Origin of the sequence: Enterobacter bugandensis, from assembly GCF_900324475.1 — a bacterium.
GTDB lineage: Bacteria > Pseudomonadota > Gammaproteobacteria > Enterobacterales > Enterobacteriaceae > Enterobacter > Enterobacter bugandensis.
Genome location: NZ_LT992502.1, coordinates 1,105,335 through 1,128,197, shown reverse-complemented (window position 1 = coordinate 1,128,197; position 22,863 = coordinate 1,105,335). Strand labels below are relative to the sequence as shown.

The 22,863-nt window shown below is 55.3% G+C and carries 20 protein-coding genes; 5 read left to right on the top strand and 15 right to left on the bottom strand.

Going from position 1 to position 22,863, the window contains the following annotated elements; genetic code table 11:
• The first annotated feature begins 61 nt into the window (after positions 1-61).
• Positions 62-922: an acyl-CoA thioesterase II gene (gene tesB / locus DG357_RS05390; RefSeq protein ID WP_028012172.1), complete on the top strand. Its 861-nt coding sequence runs from the start codon at positions 62-64 to the stop codon at positions 920-922.
• Between the two features lie 94 nt (positions 923-1,016).
• Here tesB and amtB read toward each other — a convergent pair whose 3' ends face one another.
• The 5 genes from amtB to DG357_RS05365 all read right to left on the bottom strand — a co-directional run bounded on the left by amtB (position 1,017) and on the right by DG357_RS05365 (position 6,934).
• A complete protein-coding gene (gene amtB, locus DG357_RS05385) occupies positions 1,017-2,303 on the bottom strand; it encodes an ammonium transporter AmtB (protein WP_014882787.1) in 1,287 nt (428 codons plus the stop codon).
• Between the two features lie 35 nt (positions 2,304-2,338).
• Entirely contained in the window at positions 2,339-2,677 is a 339-nt protein-coding gene (glnK, locus tag DG357_RS05380) for a P-II family nitrogen regulator (RefSeq protein ID WP_088205227.1), read from the bottom strand.
• 221 nt (positions 2,678-2,898) lie between these two features.
• Positions 2,899-4,680, bottom strand: a complete 1,782-nt coding sequence (locus DG357_RS05375) for a SmdB family multidrug efflux ABC transporter permease/ATP-binding protein (protein ID WP_049137520.1) — start codon at positions 4,678-4,680, stop codon at positions 2,899-2,901.
• Entirely contained in the window at positions 4,673-6,445 is a 1,773-nt protein-coding gene (locus DG357_RS05370; RefSeq protein WP_045259904.1) for a SmdA family multidrug ABC transporter permease/ATP-binding protein, read from the bottom strand. Before DG357_RS05370 ends, DG357_RS05375 begins: the two co-directional genes overlap by 8 nt.
• Before the next feature lie 30 nt (positions 6,446-6,475).
• Positions 6,476-6,934, bottom strand: coding sequence for an Lrp/AsnC family transcriptional regulator (locus DG357_RS05365; RefSeq protein ID WP_008503307.1), 459 nt, complete (start codon positions 6,932-6,934; stop codon positions 6,476-6,478).
• 115 nt (positions 6,935-7,049) lie between these two features.
• On the opposite strand from DG357_RS05365, the gene DG357_RS05360 reads away from it, so the two are divergent.
• A complete protein-coding gene (locus tag DG357_RS05360; RefSeq protein WP_048999055.1) occupies positions 7,050-8,096 on the top strand; it encodes a PLP-dependent cysteine synthase family protein in 1,047 nt (348 codons plus the stop codon).
• A gap of 41 nt (positions 8,097-8,137) precedes the next feature.
• On the opposite strand, the gene cof is transcribed toward DG357_RS05360, so the two are convergent.
• Positions 8,138-8,956 carry an HMP-PP phosphatase gene (gene cof, locus DG357_RS05355; protein ID WP_028012168.1) on the bottom strand — a complete coding sequence of 273 codons (819 nt, stop codon included), beginning with the start codon at positions 8,954-8,956 and terminating at the stop codon, positions 8,138-8,140.
• Positions 8,957-9,057: 101 nt separating this feature from the next.
• Between cof and DG357_RS05350 the strand changes: the two genes are divergently transcribed.
• Together DG357_RS05350 and queC are read left to right on the top strand one after the other, a co-directional pair.
• A complete protein-coding gene (locus DG357_RS05350; protein ID WP_088205228.1) occupies positions 9,058-10,758 on the top strand; it encodes an SgrR family transcriptional regulator in 1,701 nt (566 codons plus the stop codon).
• A 66-nt stretch (positions 10,759-10,824) separates the two neighbouring features.
• On the top strand, positions 10,825-11,520 hold the full coding sequence (gene queC, locus DG357_RS05345; protein ID WP_088205229.1) for a 7-cyano-7-deazaguanine synthase QueC: 696 nt from the start codon (positions 10,825-10,827) through the stop codon (positions 11,518-11,520).
• Positions 11,521-11,581: 61 nt separating this feature from the next.
• Here the strand turns inward: queC and DG357_RS05340 are convergent, their stop codons facing one another.
• The 9 genes from DG357_RS05340 to bolA form a co-directional block, all read right to left on the bottom strand.
• Positions 11,582-11,980, bottom strand: coding sequence for a YbgC/FadM family acyl-CoA thioesterase (locus tag DG357_RS05340; RefSeq protein WP_014830880.1), 399 nt, complete (start codon positions 11,978-11,980; stop codon positions 11,582-11,584).
• Between the two features lie 97 nt (positions 11,981-12,077).
• Positions 12,078-12,458 (bottom strand): helix-hairpin-helix domain-containing protein, encoded by a 381-nt coding sequence (locus DG357_RS05330; RefSeq protein ID WP_041911079.1) that lies wholly within the window; start codon positions 12,456-12,458, stop codon positions 12,078-12,080.
• Between the two features lie 148 nt (positions 12,459-12,606).
• Positions 12,607-14,478, bottom strand: coding sequence for a peptidylprolyl isomerase (ppiD, locus tag DG357_RS05320; protein WP_088205231.1), 1,872 nt, complete (start codon positions 14,476-14,478; stop codon positions 12,607-12,609).
• Between the two features lie 212 nt (positions 14,479-14,690).
• A complete protein-coding gene (gene hupB / locus DG357_RS05315; protein ID WP_002444653.1) occupies positions 14,691-14,963 on the bottom strand; it encodes a nucleoid-associated protein HU-beta in 273 nt (90 codons plus the stop codon).
• Between the two features lie 210 nt (positions 14,964-15,173).
• Positions 15,174-17,528, bottom strand: coding sequence for an endopeptidase La (lon, locus tag DG357_RS05310; protein WP_023334706.1), 2,355 nt, complete (start codon positions 17,526-17,528; stop codon positions 15,174-15,176).
• Positions 17,529-17,711: 183 nt separating this feature from the next.
• Entirely contained in the window at positions 17,712-18,986 is a 1,275-nt protein-coding gene (gene clpX / locus DG357_RS05305) for an ATP-dependent protease ATP-binding subunit ClpX (RefSeq protein ID WP_028012161.1), read from the bottom strand.
• A gap of 125 nt (positions 18,987-19,111) precedes the next feature.
• The gene (gene clpP / locus DG357_RS05300; RefSeq protein ID WP_014069126.1) at positions 19,112-19,735 is read right to left on the bottom strand and encodes an ATP-dependent Clp endopeptidase proteolytic subunit ClpP; all 624 of its coding nucleotides are present in this window, start codon (positions 19,733-19,735) and stop codon (positions 19,112-19,114) included.
• Between the two features lie 260 nt (positions 19,736-19,995).
• A complete protein-coding gene (gene tig / locus DG357_RS05295; protein WP_008503318.1) occupies positions 19,996-21,294 on the bottom strand; it encodes a trigger factor in 1,299 nt (432 codons plus the stop codon).
• 330 nt (positions 21,295-21,624) lie between these two features.
• Complete coding sequence (gene bolA / locus DG357_RS05290) at positions 21,625-21,942, bottom strand: transcriptional regulator BolA (protein WP_003859051.1); 318 nt, start codon at positions 21,940-21,942, stop codon at positions 21,625-21,627.
• A gap of 306 nt (positions 21,943-22,248) precedes the next feature.
• Here bolA and DG357_RS05285 point away from each other — a divergent pair, with 306 nt between their 5' ends.
• On the top strand, positions 22,249-22,827 hold the full coding sequence (locus DG357_RS05285; RefSeq protein ID WP_028012160.1) for a lipoprotein: 579 nt from the start codon (positions 22,249-22,251) through the stop codon (positions 22,825-22,827).
• Positions 22,828-22,863 lie beyond the last annotated feature (36 nt).

The window sequence follows — 22,863 nt, the reverse complement described above, 5'->3', positions numbered from 1 at the left end:
CACTTTCATTTCTGCGTTATACTCTGCCTATCTTTCGCTACGGCGTTTATTGAGGATAATTATGAGTCAGGCACTGAACAATCTGCTGACATTACTGAATCTGGAAAAAATTGAGGAAGGACTCTATCGCGGGCAGAGCGAAGACCTCGGCTTACGTCAGGTTTTCGGCGGCCAGGTCGTTGGACAAGCGCTCTACGCTGCAAAGGAGACCGTCCCTGCAGACCGCCTGGTGCACTCATTCCACAGCTATTTCTTACGCCCTGGCGACAGCGCAAAACCGATTGTGTATGACGTTGAAGTTTTGAGAGACGGCAACAGTTTCAGCGCACGCCGCGTGGCGGCCGTTCAGAACGGTAAGCCTATCTTTTATATGACCGCCTCTTTCCAGGCGCCGGAACCGGGGTATGAACATCAGAAAGTGATGCCGCCAGCACCGTCGCCGGACGAACTCAAATCAGAGACCGATATCGCCCGCGCGCTGGCGCATCTGCTTCCGCCGCAGGTCAAAGAGAAGTTTCTCTGCGATAAACCGCTGGAGATCCGCCCGGTTGAGTTCCACAACCCCATGAAAGGCCACACCGCCGAGCCGAAGCGTCAGGTCTGGATCCGCGCCAATGGCACCGTGCCGGAAGATTTCCGCGTGCATCAGTATCTGCTGGGCTACGCGTCAGACTTTAACTTTCTGCCGGTTGCGCTACAGCCGCACGGCGTTGGTTTCCTTGAAAAAGGGATGCAGGTCGCAACCATCGATCACTCCATGTGGTTCCACCGTCCGTTCAATATGAATGAGTGGCTGCTTTACAGCGTGGAGAGTACGTCAGCGTCGAGCGCTCGCGGGTTTGTGCGTGGAGAGTTTTATACCCAGGACGGCGTGCTGGTCGCTTCTACGGTGCAGGAAGGGGTAATGCGTAATCGCGGGTAATGGTGTGCGGCCTGATGCCCTCACCCTGACCCTCTCCCATGGGAGAGGTAATAAACATTAAAAACGGCAACCGAAGTTGCCGTTTTGCTTTTTATTAGGCGTTATACGCATTCTCGCCGTGGCTGTTGACGTCCAGACCTTCGCGCTCCTGCTCTTCCGGTACGCGCAGCCCAACGGTCATATCCGCCAGCTTATAGCCGATGAAGGCGACAACGGCAGACCACACCACGGTGATAGCGATACTTTCCAGCTGCACCAGCACCTGATGAACCATGGTGACACCTTCTGCGTAGCCCACGCCACCCAGTGATTTCGCGGCGAAGATGCCGGTCATGATACAGCCGACGATGCCGCACACGCCGTGGACGCCGAACACATCGCAAGGGTCATCCACGCGCAGCACGCGTTTCAGTGCGGTGACGCCCCACAGACCTGCCAGACCCGCGACCAGTCCCACCAGCAGCGCACCACCGACACCCACATAGCCACACGCCGGGGTGATACCGACCAGACCGGCAATCGCCCCTGAACAGGCACCCAGCAGGGAAGGTTTACCGCGTACCGCCCACTCGCCGAATACCCAGGAGAGAATTGCACCCGCCGTCGCCACAACGGTGTTCACGAAGGCCAGCGCGGCGATTTCGTTCGCGGCACTTGCGGAGCCGGCGTTGAAGCCGAACCAGCCAAAGTAGAGGATAGCCGTACCGGTAAACACCATCGGCAGGTTATGCGGTTTGAACGCCTCTTTACCGAAGCCCACGCGTTTGCCAATCAAGTATGCGCCCACCAGGCCCGCTACCGCGGCGTTGATATGGACAACGGTACCGCCCGCAAAGTCCAGCGCGCCGTGCGTTGCCAGCAGACCACCGCCCCAGACCATGTGCGCAATCGGCACATAGGAGAGGGTCAGCCAGACCACCACGAAGATCAGAACGGCAGAGAAACGGATGCGCTCCGCCAGCGCCCCCACAATCAGCCCGACGGTAATGCAGGCGAACGAGCCCTGGAACGCGACGTGGATGTACTGGTAGAAGCTGCCCATCAGCGCGGTCAGCTCAATATTTTTCAGCATTACCCAGTCGAAGTTACCAAAGAAGGCGTTGCCGGTACCGAAGGCCAGCGAGTAACCGTAAACCACCCACAGCACGCAGACCAGCGCGAACGTCACGGCAACCTGCGTCAGCATGGAGAGAACGTTTTTGCCGCGGATCAGGCCGCCGTAGAACAGCGCAATGCCCGGGATAGACATGAACAGCACCAGCGCGGTGCTGATCATCATAAAGGCGTTATCGGCTTTGTCTGCCACGGCAGGAGCAGCCAGCGCCAGGCCCGGCAGCAGTGCCAGCGAACCCAGACCCGTTTTAAGTGTTGCTATCTTCATTTTCTCGATCCCTATCACTGTGTGCCAGGCGTTATTTACAGTGCCGCTTCGTCAGATTCGCCGGTACGAATGCGAATGACGCGCTGCAGTTCGGCAACGAAAATTTTGCCGTCGCCAATTTTGCCGGTGTAGGCCGCTTTGCTAATCACATCAATCACTTCTTCAAGCTGATCGTCAGCAATCGCGACATCAATTTTTACTTTTGGCAGAAAGTTAACGCTGTATTCCGCCCCGCGATAAAGCTCGGCATGACCCTTCTGACGACCAAAGCCTTTCACTTCGGTGACAGTCAGTCCCTGAATACCCATTGAGGACAATGCTTCACGCACGTCTTCCAGTTTGAATGGTTTGATTACCACCGTAACCAGCTTCATAGATCCCCTCCAGTCAGAATTCGGTAATGGCCGCAGCTCACGCAGAAGGTATTGCAAGGGGTGTGCCAGAAATGAAATCGAGGGAGAAAAGCGGTGCGACGAGCGTTATGCCGTCTTCCTTTATGAACCGGCGAAAAAAAAACGCACCATGTCGGTGCACGGTGCGTTTCAGTATTGCACCAACAGGAATGACTGTTAGCGCGTTGCTTTGTTTTGGTGCATCAGGCGCTGAGGGACTCTTCCTCGCGCACGCTGGCCGCGAGCTCTTCGCCCGCCAGCTGAAGCTGATACATCTGCCAGTAGCGCCCTTTGGCTTCCAGCAGTTCACGGTGCGTCCCGCGCTCCACGGCTTGTCCGCGATGCAGCACCAGAATGGTATCGGCATCGACAATGGTGGAAAGGCGATGGGCAATCACCACCAGCGTCGTATGGTCGCGTACCGCAGCCAGCGCCTGCTGGATGGCCTGCTCGGTGCCGGAGTCAATGCTGGCCGTCGCTTCATCCAGAATCAGCACCTGCGGGGTTTCAATAAGCACCCGCGCCAGCGCGAGAAGCTGCTTTTGCCCAACGGAGAGGTTGTTTCCCTGCTCGCCCAGCCGGGTATTAATCCCGTCGCTAAACCCGCGCGCAAGGTCTGCCAGCTGCACTTTTTCCAGCACCTCCCATACCTGCTCCTGAGAGTAGTCTCGCCCCAGGGTCACGTTGGCGTAGAAGGTATCGGCCAGGACGACCGGATCCTGCTGCACCATCGCGACGCCTTTACGCAACACGTTGTGGCTGAGAGACGCGAGCGGGCGTCCGTCGAGGCGGATTTCGCCTTGCGTGACCGGGTAGTAGCCCATCAACAGGCTGGCGAGCGTGCTCTTGCCGCTGCCCGTATGTCCCACCAGCGCCACGAAACCGCGCGACGGGACATCCAGCGTAATGTCCTGCAACACCAGCCGGTCTTCGCGATAGGCAAACGAGACGTTATCAAAGGCAATGGCGCCGCTTTGCAGAGGTCGCTCGTCACGACCGTAGGCCTGACGCGGCCTGTCCATCAGCTCAAACACGCGCTCGCCGGCGACGACCGCCTGCTGCAGCATCGATTGCTGGGTCGTGAGCTCGATCAGCGGCTCGTTAAGGCGCCCCAGATAGCTAATAAAAGCGTACAGCACGCCCACTTCAATCGTACCGCTTGAGCTCAGGCCAAAGAGCATCAGTAAACCGCAAAGCACCAGCGCAGAGAAAAGGCTGAGCAGCGGACGCAGCAGGAAGCCGTCGAGGCGCAGCGTCTGCATACGCGCCATATAGTGCGATCGGCTGGCTTCGCCCATCCGCTCGCCAAAGCGCGCCTGCTGGCGGAACTGCTGGATGACGCTCATGCCGTTAATCACTTCATTGAAGCCATCGTTAATGTCGGCCAGATAGGCGCGCACCCGACGCACGATTGGCGTGCTGTAGCGCTGGTAGATGATCATCACGATCAGCACCGCCGGGAAGATGGTAATCGCCACCAGCGCCATGCGCCAGTCGAGGCTGAACATCGCCACCAGCATCGCGCCGATCAGCGCCGCGCTGCGTAACACCGTCGCGACCACGGTGACGTACAGGTCGCGGATCACTTCGGTATCGTTGGTCACGCGCGAAATCACCTGCCCGACCGGCTGGATATCAAACTCGCTGAGCGGCTGGCGAAGCGCCGCGTCCATGACATCCGTGCGCAGCTGCTGAACCACGCCCACGGCGGCACGATTAAACAGCAGCGACTGCGCATAGTGCAGCCCTGCCGCCGCCAGCTGCAACCCAACGTAGGCCACGCCTAAGCCCGCCACCAGCCCCAGCGGCAGGTAGCTTTTGGCGACCATATTGTCGATGAAGTAGCTGATGAGCAGCGGCCCGCTCACCTCAGCAATCGCCGCTATCCAGAGTAAAAGCACGGCCACGGAGAGCGGTTTGCGCCACGGCGAGCCGTAGGCCAGCAGACGTTTGAGCGTCGGCCACATCGTTCCGAGCTTACGCATTGGTGGCCTCCTGATCCTGTTCCGGCGCATCGTCCAGCGCCGCCTCAAGCTGTTGATAGCGGTACATATCGCGATACCAGCCCGGTTGCTCGGCAAGCGTTTCATGCTGCCCGCGCTGGGCAATGTGTCCGTGCTGTAAGACCAGAATTTCGCTGGCCTCGGTGAGCGCTGACAAACGGTGGGCGCTGATAATTACCGTGCGTCCGTCTCCCCACTGGCGCAGGTTATGCAGAATCTGATGCTCGGTACGACCATCCACGGCGGAGAGCGCATCATCCAGAATGAGGATTTCAGCATTCAACAGCAGCGCGCGGGCAATCGAGATTCGCTGTTTCTGCCCGCCGGACAGCATGACGCCACGTTCCCCGACTTCCGTTTCGTAGCCCTGCGGCAGACGCAAAATATCGTCATGTACGCTGGCTAAGCGCGCCACATGTTCGATCTCTTCCTGCGTCGCCGACGGGTGACCAAGCGCAATGTTATTCGCCACGGTGTCCGAAAATAAAAACGGCGTCTGGCTGACTACCGCCAGTCGGCCACGCCACTCGTCCAGCAGCAGGTTCGCCAGGGGGATATCATGGAAACGGATATCGCCCTCGGTGACGTCAAAGTGGCGCTGAAGCAGAGAGAGCACGGTACTTTTTCCGGACCCCGTCGGGCCGCAGATGCCCAGCATCTGGCCCGGCCGCAGCGTAAAGCTAACGTTCTCCAGCACCGGATGTTCCGTTTGCGGATAGACAAATTTGCGAACGTCGACGTTCATAACGCCGCGCCCTTCCGGCACCGCTTCGCTGCCGTCATTGACAACCGGCGCTTCGGCCAGCATGGCGCGGATGCGGCTGTAGGCGGCGCTGCCGCGCTCTACGATGTTAAACATCCAGGCCAGCGCCAGCATCGGCCAGATCATCAGCCCCAGATACATCGCAAAGCTGGTCAATTGCCCCAGGGTCAATGTGCCCTGCACCACCATCCAGCTCCCGCCGCCAATCGCAAGCAGGTTTGCCATGCCGATTGCGACATAAATCGTTGGATCAAATCGCGCATCAATACGCGCGACACGCATGTTTTTCGCCCCCGTGTCTGCCGCATCGGCCGCAAACAGCGCGGACTGCCGATCTTCCAGGCCAAACGCTTTGATCATGCGGATGCTGGTCATGCTCTCCTGGGTGCGATCGTTCAGAGAAGAAAACGCCGCCTGCGCCAGCTTGAAGCGCTCGTGCAGTTGTTCGCCGTAGCGATTGATCGCCAGCGCCATGATCGGCATCGGCAGCAGGGCGAGCAGGGTTAATTGCCAGCTGATCTGCGTGGACATGACGATCAGCACCGCACAGCCCATCACCAGCGAGTCCACCAGCGTCAGCACCCCTTCCCCGGCGGCAAAGACCACGCGATCGACGTCGTTGGTCGCGCGGGCAATGAGATCCCCGGTGCGATGACGCAGATAAAATTCGGGATGCTGTCGGCTCAGCTGGCGGTAAAAATCTTCACGCAGCTCAACGGCCAGCTGATAGGACGCACCAAACAGCAGCACGCGCCAGACGTAGCGCAGGAGATAAACAATGACCGCCGTCAGCACCAGCGTGCCGACCCACATCAACACCCGTGCGGTGGTGTAATGCTGTTCAGTGACGCCATCCACGACGTAGCCCACCACCTTCGGCGGGATCAGCTGCAAAATGGCAATGATAATAAGCAGGGCGACTGCACCGAGGTAGCGTTGCCACTCCCGACGAAAGTACCAGCTTAATTGGGCAAATAATCGCACGCGGTTTGTTCCTGAAGGTATTTTACGAAGTTATTCAATGGGTAAGGCTGTGGTGTACTTAATCTGTTCCATGGCGAAGCTTGAGGTGACGTCCGACAAGCCCGGGACGCTGTTCACCAGCCGCTTGTAGAAATCATCATAGCGCTTCATGTCAGCCACCTGGACGCGCATCAGGTAGTCGTACTCGCCGGCCATACGCCAGAAGCCGAGCACCTCGGGCATCTCAGACACCTGAGTGACGAAGCGGCAATACCACTCGCTGCTGTGGTGTTGGGTTTTTATCAGCACAAATGCCGTCAGCCCAAGCCCCAGTTTTTCGGGATCGAGTAATGCGACGCGCCCCAGAAGAATGCCGTCATCTTCCAACTTTTTTAGGCGCTTCCAGCACGGTGTGGTGGTCAGATTAACGGCATCTGCCAGCGCCTGCAAAGAGAGGGTACAGTCACTTTGCAGCAATGAAAGGAGCTTGCGGTCAATTTTATCTAGCATACCCACCTCATAGAGAAAATTTTTCTCCCTTCATTCTATTTTAAAGGCCAGATAGCAACAATTTTTTCTGTGCTTTTCGCTATGCTGGGCACAAAATGACAAACGGATAACTACGATGAATAGCACCTGGGTTAAACATGCCATCAGCGAAATCAATGCCGACTACCAGCGCTCGGCGGATACCCACCTGATTCGCCTCCCCCTGCCGGGATTTGACGGTATTCAGCTCTACCTGAAGGATGAAAGCACCCATCCTACCGGTAGCCTGAAGCATCGCCTGGCGCGCTCTCTGTTTTTATACGGTTTGTGCAACGGCTGGATCAAAGAAGGCACGACCATTATTGAGTCCTCATCCGGTTCAACGGCGGTGTCTGAAGCCTATTTCGCTCGTCTGCTGGGCCTGCCGTTTATCGCCGTGATGCCCTCCTGCACCGCAAAACGAAAAATCGAGCAGATCGAATTTTACGGCGGACGCTGCCATTTTGTGGAAAGCGCCTGCGAAATCTATGCCGCCTCTGAAATGCTCGCCCGCGAGCTAAACGGCCACTATATGGACCAGTTCACCTTTGCCGAGCGCGCAACGGACTGGCGCGGCAATAACAACATTGCCGACAGTATTTTCCGCCAGATGACCCACGAACCGCATCCGGTTCCGTCGTACATTGTGATGAGCGCCGGTACGGGCGGCACGTCAGCCACTATCGGACGCTACATTCGCTGTCAGGGCTACGATACCCAGCTGATGGTAGTTGACCCTCAGAACTCCGTGTTTCTCGACTACTGGCAAAGCCGCGATGCTGGCCTGCGCAGTCCGGTGGGCAGTAAAATTGAAGGAATTGGCCGCCCGCGCGTGGAACCGTCGTTCATTCCTGACGTTGTCGACGAAATGCTCCGCGTGCCGGACGCCGCCAGCGTCGCCACCGCGCACTGGCTGGAGACGCAGCTCGGCCGCAAAGTGGGTGCATCAACGGGCACCAACATGTGGGGCGTACTGCAGCTTGCGGCACGCATGCGCGAGGAAGGCCGTACCGGCTCCATCGTCACGCTGCTGTGCGACAGCGGCGAGCGCTACCTTGAGACCTACTACAATGCGGAGTGGGTACAGGCCAACATCGGCGACATCACCCCGTGGAAAGCGCAGATTGCGCAGCTGCTGAAATAAAAAAAAGCCAGACCGAAGTCTGGCTTGCTGGAAGGGTCTCACTATTCGGGGGAATATGGGAGGTTGTTGTTGTCCAGCCAATGTGTCAAAAAATGGGACACCGCTTCGTTGCCGCAGTGTCCGATAACCGGCAGATGAGGAAGCTCTGCGATCAGCTGCGGCATCGCATTCCCCATAATCAGGCCGCGCCCCACGCTGCCCAGCATTTCGCGGTCATTCATGGCGTCGCCAAACGCCATACACTCCTGCAGCGTTAAGCCCAGGTGGTCGCTGAGCACCGCCAGGGCTGAACCTTTGTTACAGCCCACCGGCAGGACTTCAAGACAATCCACCGCCGAGAAGGTCAGGTGCGCCCGGTCGCCCAGCGCCTCATTTAACTGAATGCGTAAGCGGCAAAGATCGTCGTGATCGCCACAGAAGCAAATCTTGGTCACCGCGTGGGCAGGGATCCGACGCAGATCGATAAGCTGGTATTTGAAGCCGCTATAAACATGCGCGTGCAACAATTCGGGGATTTCGCTTCCGGTAAACCAGCCTTGATCGTTGAATACGTGGATACTGGCCTGCGTGTCCCACGTGCTGTGCAGAACAATATCCGCCACTTCCGGGTTGAGATCCTGGCGGTGCAGCACCTCTCCTTCAACGGTGTGAATGCGCGTTCCGTTACCCGTGATTAAAAACGCATCCAGGGAAAACGTGCCCAGCAGATGACGCATCTCCAGCACGTGGCGGCCAGTGGCAAACGTCAGGGTGACATCACGCTCGCGCAGACGCTTCAGGGTACTCAGCGTTTTCTCCCCCAGACGGTGATCTGGCATTAACAACGTACCGTCCATATCAAATGCAGCGAGGCGGGCCATGATTACTCCTGAAATGTGATGCGATTAACTTGTGCATCAGTATCGTGTGAGATATACGGAAGTAATAGTGAATAGATGAAAATTATTGTTCCGGGTTTCTTATGCGCCAGCTTAACCGTCTTAACCAGTATCAACGCCTGTGGCAACCTTCCGCTGGCGCTCCACAGCAGGTCACCATAAGTGAGCTTGCCAGCCGCTGTTTTTGTAGCGAGCGCCATGTCCGCACCCTGCTGCGTCAGGCTCAGGAGGCGGGCTGGCTCAGCTGGCACGCGCGGTCTGGTCGCGGCAAGCGCGGTGAGCTGACGTTCCATGCCAGCCCGGAGTCACTGCGCAATGCGATGATGGAAGAGGCGCTGAAGAGCGGGCAGCAGCATAACGCGCTGGAGCTGGCCCAGCTTGCTCCTGAAGCGCTGAGATCATTGCTGCATCCGTTTTTAGGCGGGCAGTGGCAAAACGACACGCCGACGCTGCGCATCCCCTACTATCGCTCGCTGGAGCCGCTTCAGCCGGGCTTTTTGCCTGGCCGCGCGGAGCAGCATCTGGCAGGACAGGTATTTTCAGGCTTGACGCGTTTTAACGGTAACAGCAGTGAACCCACGGGCGATCTCGCGCATCACTGGGAGGTCTCTGCTGACGGGCTGCGCTGGCATTTCTACATTCGCTCCACCCTGCACTGGCATAACGGCGATAAAATAGAAACGGCGCAGCTCCAGCGAAGCCTGACGGCACTGTTGACGCTTCCCGCCCTGCGCACTCTGTTCAGGAGCGTTTTACGTATCGAAACAACGCATCCACAGTGTCTGACATTTATGCTGCATCAACCGGACTATTGGCTGGCGCACAGGCTGGCAACCTACTGCAGCCGTCTGGCGCATCCCGACTATCCTGAACTTGGCTGCGGCCCCTTCCGGCTGGCCGCCTTTGAGCCCGACCTGGTTCGTCTGGAAAGCCATGAGCAATACCACCTGAGCCATCCGCTGCTCAAAGCCATCGAATACTGGATCACCCCCCAGCTGTTTGATTACAGGCTGGGCACCAGCTGTCGTCACCCGGTGCAAATCGCGATTGGCGAGGCCGATGAGCTTGAAACCCTGAGGCTGGTCAGCAGCAGCACCAGCCTGGGCTTCTGTTACCTCACGCTGAAACAGAGCGCGCGTCTGAGTGAGATCCAGGCGAAGCGGCTTATCAATATCATCCATCTCTCCAGGCTTCTGCACACGCTTCCGCTCAACGAAGGACTCATTACGCCCACCGGGGAACTGCTTCCCGGCTGGACAATCCCCGAATGGCCTGACTTAACGGACGTTGCCCTGCCTGAGGCGCTGACGCTGGTTTACCATCTTCCCGTTGAGCTTCACACCATGGCCAGCCAGTTAAAGGCGTACCTGGCGCGACAGGGTTGTGACCTGACCGTCATCTTCCACGACGCCAAGACGTGGGACGGATGCCAGCAGCTTGCCGATGCAGACATCATGATGGGGGACAGGCTGATTGGCGAAGCGCCAGCGTATACGCTTGAGCAGTGGCTGCGCTGCGATGCCCTGTGGCCGCACGTGTTAAGCGCACCGGCCTACGCCCATCTGCAAGCCACGCTGGATGCGGTGCAGTCTCAGGCCGAAGCTCGGGACCGACACGCCGGTCTGCAAGCCATTTTCAACCGCCTGATGGAGAATGCGGTGCTGACGCCGCTTTTTAACTATCAATATCAAATCAGCGCCCCGCCGGGAGTCAACGGCATACGCCTCAACACCCGCGGCTGGTTTGATTTTACCGAAGCCTGGCTACCCGCCCCCAAATCGTGAAGAAGCTGGTCGCCGCCGTAGCCAGACGGTAACATAACGGTTTTACCGTAACAGTCGAGATGATTTATGAAACGTGCCGTCGTCGTGTTCAGCGGAGGACAAGACTCTACAACCTGCCTGGTTCAGGCCCTTCATCAGTATGATGAAGTTCACTGTGTGACTTTCGATTATGGCCAGCGTCACCGCGCTGAAATCGACGTTGCCCGTGAACTGGCCCTCAAACTAGGGGCACGCGCGCACAAGGTGCTGGACGTTACGCTGTTAAATGAACTGGCCGTCAGCAGCCTCACCCGGGACAGTATTCCTGTACCGGACTACGAACCCGATGCCAGCGGCATTCCGAACACATTTGTGCCGGGGCGAAATATTCTGTTCCTGACCCTGACGGCGATTTATGCCTATCAGGTAAAAGCCGAAGCGGTAATTACGGGCGTATGCGAGACCGACTTCTCAGGATACCCGGACTGCCGCGATGAGTTTGTCAAAGCGCTCAACCACGCCGTCAATCTGGGGATGGCGAAAGAGACGCGCTTTGAAACCCCGCTCATGTGGCTGGATAAAGCCGAAACCTGGGCGCTGGCCGACTACTGGGGCAAGCTGGATTTGGTTCGCAGCGAAACCCTCACCTGCTATAACGGTATCAAAGGCGACGGTTGCGGCCAGTGCGCCGCCTGTAATCTGCGCGCTAACGGGCTTAACCATTACCTGGCTGATAAAGTCGGCGTGATGGAGGCAATGAAGCAAAAGACCGGGCTTAAATAGCGTTTTTTGACCGTGCTGTCGCAAAACAGGTGTCGACAGCACGAGTGCGCCTTAATATGTCTTATACGATCATCAACTCCAGCTTTTCCCGCAATTCCCCTTCCAGCGGCAGCGCTTTCTGAGTTTTCAGATCGATACAGACAAAGGTGATCAGTGCATCAGCCACCACCTGCCCTTCTGGATCGAGCGTCACCACCTGGCTTAACACGCCGCTCTTGCCGTTTAGCTGTTGTACCTGGCTGGTCACGGTGAGCACATCGCCCAGCACGGCCGGACGGCGATAGTTGATGTTGATATTGACGACCACGAACGCGATGTTGTGCGCGGTCAGCCACTGAAAGCTTTCGCTGTTTTCCAGCCCGTCCCAGCGCGCTTCTTCAAGAAACTCAAGATAGCGAGCGTTATTGACGTGCTGATAAACATCAAGATGGAAACCGCGTACTTTGATTTTTGTCTGCATAGCGCAATAGCCTTTCATTGTTATAGGATCAGAGGTCATAACTGGTATGACCTCTTTATCCTGGCAAACTTTTGCCACAGTGCAAGAAATTGCGTTTTTACAGTGTCAGGTGTGAGAGGTTGCGCTCAACCAGCGCGCTGCCCATGCCCGGAACCTGTTTGAGATCGTCGACCGTTTTGAATGGGCCGTACTCTTCACGATAGCTGACGATAGCCTGCGCTTTTTTCAGGCCCACGCCATTCATTGCACGGGCGAGATCCTCTGCCGAGGCCGAGTTAATGCTGACCCGCGTACCGTCATCATCCGCATTTTTACCGACGTCAGCCGCTTTGGTCTGCCCTTGTACCGGCGCGGCCGCGTCAGACTTGCTCTGCGTAGCCTGTGGTTTGGCGGCGGTCGCCGCCGCCTGCGCGCCCGCGCTCATCCCGGTGGTGGCAATAGCCAGCGTAATTAACAGTGCTTTGATTCCACATTTCATGCTGTTATCTCCTTGTTTGTTGACAGCCACGCAACGATAGCCGCCTGTGAAAACAGGCACAAACAGCAGATTGCAGAAATGGAAAAGGCCGCGAAAGCGGCCTTTAGTTTTTGCACAGCGTTACGAAAATCTGCGAGCAGACACGTAATTACTGCTGCTGAGTCATGACATCGCCCAGCTTGATTTTGGCGTCTTTACGCAGGTTGCTCATCATGGCTTCGAAAGCAATCTGAGCATTGTTCTGAGTAATGCCCTGAACCATCGCCTTCTTCTGCGCTTCTGGCAGAGTGCCGGCTTTCACGTCGTCCAGCGCCAGCAGAACAACGTTACCTTGCATATCGGTGGTGGTACCGAAGCTTGGCTTGTCTTTTGCCGACAGCGTCAGACTAAACGCGGCCTGACTGATTGGGTCCTGACCGGTGCGGCTCAACGTTTTCGCCTCACCGAAGCTCAGACCTGCCGCTTTCAGCGCGTCCTGTTTACCCGCTTTCAGATCGGCCAGAATCTTCTCAGCGTCCAGTTTAGCCTGCTGTTCTGCTTTGTTATGCTTAACCTGAGCGACGACCTGATCCTTCACTTCCGCCAGCGGTTTGACCGCTTCTGGCTTGTGCTCGCTGACGCGCAGAACAAAGGCGCGATCGCCGTCAACGGTAATGATGTCAGAGTTGCTGCCCGGCGTGCCGTTCTCGCCCACCAGACCACCGTTAAAGATGGCATCAGAAACCGGTTTGAAGTTCAGCTCTTCCGGCAGGTTGTCGCGACCAAACCAGCCGGTCTCAACCGCTTTCACACCCGCCGCCTGCTCTGCACCTGCCAGAGATTCGTTGTCGTTGCTGGCAGCATCGCTCACCTTCTGCTGCAGCGCGTAGTAGGCATCCAGGGCTTTTTCCTGTTTCACTTTCGCGGCAATATCATCACGAACCTCAGCCAGCGGCTTGGTTTTCGCCGGGGTGATGTCGTCCAGACGCACGACCAGGAAACCAACGGATGATTTAATCACACCAGACAGCTGGCCTTTCTCTTTCAGGCCGGCATTTTTCAGCTCGTCGGGCGTGGTTGCGTCTTCCAGCCAGCCCATATCACCGCCGTTTTTCGCAGAGATAATGTCGGTGGATTTCGCTTTCGCAAGGGTGGCGAAATCAGCGCCTTTGTTCAGCTCATCCAGTACCGCCTTAGCATCTGCTTCAGTTTTGGTCTGAATCACGCTGTAGCGGTTACGCTGCGGCTGAGTGAATTGATCCTGATGCTGGTCGTAGTAAGACTGGATCTCGGCATCAGACGCGCTTTCCTGCAGCGCAGCTGCATCCAGCTTGATGTAGCTGACGCGGAACTGCTCCGGAGAAACAAAGGCGTTTTTATTCTGCTCGTAGTAAGCATTAACGTCTGCGTCGCTCACCTGCTGTTTCGCCGCCAGGGCGTTCACATCAATGGTCGCTTCACGGACCACGCGCTGCTGTGCCACCAGCGCGGCCAGTTCGTCGGTTTCACCTTTAAGCATGAAATCGGTACCCACGACAGCGTTAATGAGCTGCTGGGTTGTCAGCTGGTTACGCAGCGCCTGCGCGTACTGATCCGCCGTCATGCCCATCTGGTTAACGATACTGTTGTAACGCGCGTTGTCGAATTTACCGTTAGACTGGAATGCCTGAGTGGCGAAGATCGCTTTTTTGACCTGCTCGTCGCTGATGCCAAGGCCCAGCTTTTTGGCATACTGATCCAGCAGCGCTTCGTCGATAAGACGGTTCAGTGTCTGTTGGCGCAGGGTTTTCATGTACCCTTCATTCGCCGCCAGTTCAGAGAATTGGTCGCCCAGCTGTTGCTGCATACGGTTACGCTCACCGGCAAAAGCATTCTCGAACTGACCACGGCTGATTTCCTGGCCATTCACTTTTGCGGCATAGTTCGCGCCACCGCCAATAAGGTAACTGCTCACGCCGGTCAATATGAACGACACGATAATGATACCGAAAATAATCTTGAGCACGAGACTGTTAGCAGCCGTGCGTAAGCTGTCCATCATGGTGTAACAACACTCCGCTGTAGGTGACTGGTTACCTGACGCTGACGGAAAATCCTGCCCGTCGCGCGTGAAGGCGTATTGTGACAAGAAAACGGGGCGATTGTCAGCCCACAACTCGCATAAACTCGCACAAATCAGGTCTGGACAAACAAAAAAGGCACATCAAACGATGCGCCCTTGTACTATCCGGCTTCCCTGAAACGGGAAAGCAATCAGTTTACTGCGTCTTTCAGCGCTTTACCTGCACGGAAACCCGGCACTTTAGCAGCAGCAATGGTGATCTCTTTACCGGTCTGAGGGTTGCGGCCAGTACGGGCAGCACGCTCTTTAACAGCAAAAGTACCGAAGCCTACCAGTGCAACGTCGTCCCCAGCCTGCAGAGATTCAGTAACAGAAGCAATTAATGCATCTAACGCACGTCCAGCTGCAGCTTTAGAAATATCAGCACCAGCAGCAATTTTGTCAATCAGTTGAGATTTATTCACTGTTCTCTTCCTCTCTTTATAATTTATATCGCGCCTGAGTCCTTCACAACGCGACCGCGCAGCAGTTATATCAGGCCTGCCATGACCTTACAACACCCGTTGTTGATGGCTGACCTAATCAGCAATCTAAATTAGCTATACAAAAAAAGGCTGGCAAGTGCGAAATGACTTACCAGCCTTGTTTTTATTGACGCTCTTTGCGCGAGGTCACTATTTTGCGGTTACAACCTGCATTCCGGAGGGTTCATTCTGCAGTGCGAGACTGAGAACTTCCTCAATTCGCTTAACAGGATGGATCTGCAGATCGGCAATCACGTTGTCCGGAATCTCTTCCAGATCGCGTTTGTTTTCGTAAGGGATCAATACGGTTTTGATCCCACCGCGGTGTGCCGCCAGCAGTTTTTCTTTTAACCCGCCGATTGGCAGGACCTGACCGCGCAGGGTGATTTCACCGGTCATTGCCACATCGGCACGTACCGGGTTGCCCGTCAGACAGGAAACCAGAGCGGTACACATGGCAATACCCGCGCTTGGGCCATCTTTCGGCGTCGCCCCTTCAGGAACGTGAACGTGAATGTCGCGTTTTTCGTAGAAATCAGGGTTGATACCCAGTTTTTCCGCGCGCGCGCGCACCACAGTCAGCGCAGCCTGGATGGACTCCTGCATCACTTCACCCAGCGAGCCGGTGTAGGTCAGCTTGCCTTTGCCCGGCACACAGGCGGTTTCGATGGTCAGCAGATCGCCGCCCACTTCCGTCCATGCCAGACCGGTCACCTGACCCACGCGGTTTTCGTTATCCGCGCGGCCATAGTCGAAGCGCTGAACGCCCAGGTAGGCATGCAGATTGTCACCGTTAATCACGATGTGCTTCAGGCTCTTATCCAGCAGCAGCTGTTTTACCGCCTTACGGCACAGCTTAGATATTTCGCGCTCAAGGCTACGCACGCCCGCTTCACGGGTGTAGTAGCGAATGATGCCGATAATCGCGCTGTCCTCGACGGTCAACTCGTTGGCTTTCAGCGCGTTACGCTCAATCTGCTTCGGCAGCAGGTGCTGTTTAGCAATGTTCAGCTTTTCGTCTTCGGTATAACCGGAGAGGCGGATCACTTCCATACGGTCCAGCAGCGGTGCCGGTATGTTCATGGAGTTGGAGGTCGCCACGAACATTACATCGCTGAGGTCGTAGTCCACTTCCAGATAGTGATCGCTGAACGCCACGTTCTGTTCTGGATCAAGCACTTCCAGCAGAGCAGACGCCGGGTCGCCACGCATGTCCGAAGACATCTTGTCGATCTCATCGAGCAGGAACAGCGGGTTTTTAACGCCCACTTTCGCCATTTTCTGGATCAGTTTACCCGGCATAGAACCGATGTAGGTACGGCGGTGACCGCGGATTTCCGCTTCATCACGCACGCCGCCCAGCGCCATACGGATGTACTTACGTCCGGTCGCTTTGGCGATGGACTGGCCCAGAGAGGTTTTACCCACCCCCGGCGGTCCTACCAGGCACAGAATTGGGCCTTTAATTTTGTTTACTCGGCTTTGTACCGCGAGGTACTCAAGGATGCGGTCTTTCACGCGTTCCAGGCCGTAGTGGTCAGTATCGAGGATCTCCTGGGCCTGACGCAGGTCTTTCTTGACCTTGCTGCGAGCGTTCCACGGAACCTGCACCATCCACTCAATGTAGCCGCGCACGACGGTTGCTTCAGCCGACATCGGAGACATCATTTTCAGCTTCTGCAGTTCTGCTTCGGCTTTCTCTTTCGCCTCTTTCGGCATCTTCGCCGCGTCGATTTTACGCTTCAGCGCTTCGTTTTCGTCCGGTGCGTCGTCCATCTCGCCCAGCTCTTTCTGAATGGCCTTCATTTGCTCATTCAGATAGTACTCACGCTGAGATTTTTCCATCTGCTTTTTCACGCGGTTACGAATGCGCTTCTCAACCTGCAGCAGATCGATTTCAGACTCCATCATCGCCATCAGATATTCCAGACGTTCGTTAACGTCGGACATCTCCAGCACGGACTGTTTGTCAGCCAGCTTCAGCGGCATGTGTGCAGCGATGGTGTCCGCCAGACGCGCAGGATCGTCGATGCTGTTCAGTGACGTCAGCACTTCTGGTGGGATTTTCTTGTTCAGCTTGATATAGCCTTCGAACTGGCTAATCGCGGTACGTACCAGCACTTCCTGCTCGCGCTCATCAAGTTCAGGCGAATCAAGGTACTCTGCCTTGGCAGAGAAGTGTTCGCCATCATCTGACAGCGTGGTAATACGCGCACGCTGTAAGCCTTCGACCAGCACCTTCACGGTGCCGTCCGGCAGCTTCAGCATTTGTAAAATAGAGGCCACGGTCCCGACGGTGAAAAGATCGTTTACACCCGGCTCATCCGTTGATGCTTCTTTCTGGGCCACCAGCATGATTTTTTTATCATGATCCATGGCGGCTTCGAGGCAACGGATAGATTTTTCCCGCCCTACAAATAAGGGTATGACCATGTGCGGATAAACCACCACATCGCGCAACGGCAATACGGGGATTTCAATGCGTTCAGAACGCTCAGGATTCATAGAGCTCTCTCTTAGTTTAGTGTCCGCCAGGTAAGCTGGTCATGTCACAGTGCTTCACATAACCATTAACATGTATCCAGTATATGGGGATGTTTCCCACACATTCAACGCTATGAATACGGAAAAAGTAAAGGGGAGATAAAATCCCCCCTTTTTGATTAACTGCTTGTATGATTTGGTGAATTATTCGCCAGATGCCTGCTGGGCTTCCGGTTTACCGTAAATCAGCAGCGGCTTGGATTGGCCGCCGATCACGGACTCGTCGATAACCACTTTTTCAACGTCTTCCATCGACGGCAGATCGTACATGGTGTCGAGCAATGCCGCTTCAACGATAGAGCGCAAACCACGCGCACCGGTTTTACGGGCCATCGCTTTCTTGGCAATCGCATCCAGCGCTTCGTCACGGAATTCCAGCTCAACGCCTTCCAGATTGAACAGCGCCTGATACTGCTTGGTCAGCGCATTTTTCGGCTCTTTCAGGATCTGAATCAGCGCGTCTTCGCTCAGCTCATTCAGCGTTGCCACAACCGGCAGACGGCCAATGAATTCAGGGATCAGACCAAATTTGATCAGATCTTCAGGCTCAACCTGCGAAAGCAGTTCACCTTCGTTGGCTTTCTCGGACTTCGCCTTCACCGTTGCGCCAAAACCAATGCCGGAGCCGGTTTCAACACGGTGGGAAATGACTTTATCCAGACCAGCAAACGCGCCGCCGCAAATGAACAGGATCTTGGAGGTATCGACCTGCAGGAACTCCTGCTGCGGATGTTTGCGTCCACCCTGCGGCGGAACGGCCGCAACCGTACCTTCGATCAGCTTCAGCAGGGCCTGCTGCACGCCTTCACCCGACACGTCACGGGTGATGGACGGGTTGTCTGATTTACGGGAGATCTTGTCGATCTCATCAATATAAACAATCCCGCGCTGTGCTTTCTGAACGTCGTAATCGCACTTCTGCAGCAGCTTCTGAATGATGTTCTCAACGTCTTCACCCACATAACCGGCTTCGGTCAGGGTGGTGGCATCCGCCATGGTAAACGGAACATCCAGCAGGCGCGCCAGGGTTTCCGCCAGCAGCGTTTTACCGGAGCCGGTTGGCCCGATCAGCAGAATGTTACTTTTGCCCAGTTCTACGCCATTGCTGGTGTCGCCGTTACGCAGACGTTTGTAGTGGTTGTATACCGCCACCGCCAGCACTTTCTTGGCCTGCTCCTGACCGATGACATAGTCGTCAAGGTGATGACGAATCTCATGCGGCGTTGGCAATGCGCTACGCTCACGGTGCGGCGCAACTTCTTTAATCTCTTCGCGAATGATGTCGTTACATAAATCGACGCATTCGTCGCAGATATACACGGACGGCCCGGCAATCAGTTTACGCACTTCATGCTGGCTTTTGCCGCAAAAAGAGCAGTACAGCAGTTTGCCCGAACCATCTTTGCGTTTATCTGTCATGAGTCCAAACCTCTTTTTAAGTTCTTTGTGCCGCACATGACGACGCAAATGCCATTCTAAGACGCGTGTGCTTTAAGCAGCGTGCCGCCCTACCTTAGTATAGCGGCACACTCGCGTCGCGGGCATCAATTACGATGGGTCAATACGGAGTCGACTAAGCCGTACTCAACTGCCTCTGGAGCAGAGAGGAAGCGATCGCGCTCGGTATCGCGCTCGATCTGCTCAAGAGATTGACCTGTATGCTGCGCCATAAGTTCATTCATGCGCGCTTTTACTTTCAGAATTTCGCGGGCGTGGATTTCGATATCCGTCGCCTGCCCCTGGTAACCCCCCAGCGGCTGGTGAATCATCACGCGGGAGTTAGGCAGGCAGAAACGCTTACCTTTCGCCCCTGCGGTTAACAGGAAGGCCCCCATGGATGCAGCCTGCCCCATACAGATAGTGCTGACATCTGGCTTGATGAACTGCATGGTGTCATAAATGGACATGCCCGCCGTAATCACACCGCCAGGCGAGTTGATGTACAGGTAAATGTCTTTTTCCGGGTTTTCCGCTTCCAGGAACAGCATCTGCGCCACGATCAGGTTAGCCATATGGTCTTCTACCTGGCCGGTCAGAAAGATAACGCGTTCCTTGAGCAGACGGGAATAGATATCGAAAGAACGCTCACCGCGTGAGGTCTGTTCAATAACCATTGGCACCAGCGCCATATGGGGTGCAAAGTTATCTCGTTCGCCACTGTATGACATTTCCGTCTCCTGGTTCAAAATTGAAAACACCTGCTGTACTGATTGTAACCTTATGGACGGATTATCAGCCAGTCTCAATCATCGTGATTACATACTTATGGGGTTCGCCACGCCCTATTTCAAGCATAACAACCTTTTGTTGTAACGCTAACACTGAAAGGGCGTTTTAGCACCCTTCCAGAACCCATGCAGCGATAAAAAAAACCCGTCGCCGGAAGGCAACGGGTTTTTTGTTCAAACTTTAAACCGTTAGAGCGAAATTACGCCTGCTGGTTCATCAGTTCGTTGAAAGAGGTCGCTTTTTCGGTCACTTTAGCTTTCGCCAGTACCGCTTCAACAGCCTGCTCTTCCAGTGCGACGTTGCGCATGTTGTCCATCAGCTCTTTGTTCTTACCGTAGAACTCGATCACTTCTGATGGATCTTCGTATGCAGACGCCATTTCTTCGATCAGGCCCTTCACACGCTCTTCGTCAGCTTTCAGCTCGTGGGTGCGAATCACTTCGCCCAGCAGCAGGCCAACAACAACGCGGCGTTTCGCTTGCTCTTCGAACAGCTCGCGCGGCAGTTCCATCGCTTGCTGCTGGTTGCCACCGAAGCGCTGTGCAGCCTGACGGCGCAGTACGTCGATTTCGCTGTCGATCAGGGCAGCAGGAACGTCGATTTCGTTCGCTTTTACCAGACCTTCAATCGCCTGAGATTTCACGCGGTTACGCACAGCACCGTTCAGCTCGCGCTCCATGTTCTTACGCACTTCGGTACGCAGGCCAGCAACAGAACCATCTTCCACGCCGAAACGCTTGATGAACTCTTCAGTCAGTTCTGGCAGTTCGCGCTCTTCAACTTTCTTCAGGTTGATGACGAACTTCGCTGCTTTACCTTTCAGGTTTTCAGCGTGGTACTCTTCAGGGAAGGTCACGTCGATGGTGAACTCTTCGCCCGCTTTGTGGCCTTTGATGCCGTCTTCGAAGCCTGGGATCATACGACCCTGGCCCATTGCCAGTACGAAGTCAGACGCTTTGCCGCCTTCGAACTCTTCGCCGTCTACAGAACCGGTGAAGTCGATGGTTACGCGGTCTTCCGCGTCAACAGCGCCTTCTTTCTCTTTCCAGTTCGCCTGCTGCTTACGCAGGGTGTCCAGCATGCCGTCAACGTCTTCGTCAGTCACGGAAACGATCGGTTTTTCAACTTCGATAGATTCCAGGCCTTTCAGCTCAACTTCCGGGTACACTTCGAACTCTACGGAGTAGGTGAAGTCTTCGCCCAGTTTGTATTCGCCTGGCACGTAGTTTGGCGCGCCGGCTGGATTGATTTTTTCTTTGATGATCGCGTCGATAAAGTTGCGGCTCATCAGTTCACCCAGCACATCCTGACGCACGGAAGCGCCATAACGCTGAGCAACAACATTCATTGGTACTTTGCCCTTACGGAAGCCGTCAATACGTACTTTTTTTGCTACGTTGACCAGCTCGCTTTTCACAGCAGTTTCGATGCTGTCAGCAGCGATAGTAATCGTTACACGGCGGCCAAGGCCTTGAGTGGTTTCAACTGAAACTTGCATCTTGTTACCTCAAAAAAATCACAGTGCTCGGTCAACTCTGAATCTGTCTGTTATACCGGGATGCTCTCTTAGTGCAGATTCACATTCCCTGTCGCCAGAATCATCCCGAAGACATTCAATAAGACGCGGCATTATAGCGGCATCACTTAGGTGAGTCGAGAACGGTTGGAGCATGTTGCTGCGGCTTTTTTCACACTTTAAGGCTATTTTTAGCCTTAAAATCGCACCATCCGCTCAAAACTCAGACAAAACAAAACGGCCCGGAGGCCGTTTTGAGGAAATCTGTAAGCAACATACTGGAAAAGCTCCAGCCGTTGCAAATCCGATTTATCAGGCGATGGTGCCTGCACCGCGACACGGCGGCGACGCAAAAACCGTATCCTGCAAGCCTTCCCATTCCTTAATGGTGTAGGTATGCAGTGCCAGCGCATGCACGGTCGTGGAGAGTTCTTCCGTCAAGGTGCTGTAGATCAGGCGATGTCGGTTCAGGAAACGTTCTCCCGTGAAGCGATCGCTAACCAGAACCACTTTAAAGTGGCTTTCAGAACCTGCCGGCACGTTATGACGATAGCTTTCGTCGACGACTTCGAGGAACACAGGGTTGAACGCTGCCCTTAATTTTTCTTCTATCTGTTCACGTATCATCATGAAATTACTCCTCCGACAACGCTAAGATGTCACCCATCCCTTTAAATGTTAGCCGCTTTTACCGTTTCCATTACACCTTGACAACAAATATTTAGCTTTCGTCTGATTTTCTCATTCAAATGCATGAAGTTCACTGTGAGACTCATACCCGTCGTCTCTGGCGGGAGGAGAAAAAGGATGAGCTGGTCAGTTTTCAGACAAGACGATGAATTTACATGCGTTGACCACTTCCCCTGGCCGTAGTCGATGATATGATGGCGGCAATTTTTCTCTCTTTAATGCTTACGATTCGTTGAGAACCTGAAAATGTTTAAAAAACTCTTCTTTCCGTTGGTAGCCCTTTTTATGCTGGCAGGCTGTGCGACTCCGCCTACCACTATTGATGTCTCACCAAAAATCACCCTGCCTCAGCAGGACCCAAGCCTGATGGGCGTCACCGTGAGCATTAACGGTGCCGATCAGCGTCAGGACCAGGCGCTGGCAAAAGTAACCCGCGACAACCAGCAGGTGACGCTGACCGCGTCCCGCGACCTGCGCTTCCTGCTGCAGGAAGTGCTTGAGAAGCAAATGACCGCTCGCGGTTACATGATTGGCCCAAGCGGCGCGGTTGATCTGCAGATTATCGTCAACAACCTGTACGCAGACGTCTCTCAGGGCAACGTGCGCTACAACATTGCGACCAAAGCGGATATCGCCATCATTGCCACCGCGAAGAACGGCAACAAGATGACCAAAAACTACCGCGCCAGCTACTCTGTTGAAGGCGCGTTCCAGGCCTCTAACAAGAATATTGCTAACGCCGTTAACAGCGTGCTGACGGACACCATCGCCGATATGGCGCAGGACACCAGCATTCACGACTTTATCAAGCAGAACGCACGTTAATCCTGCTCACTGACCCGGTGCTTCACCGGGTCAGTT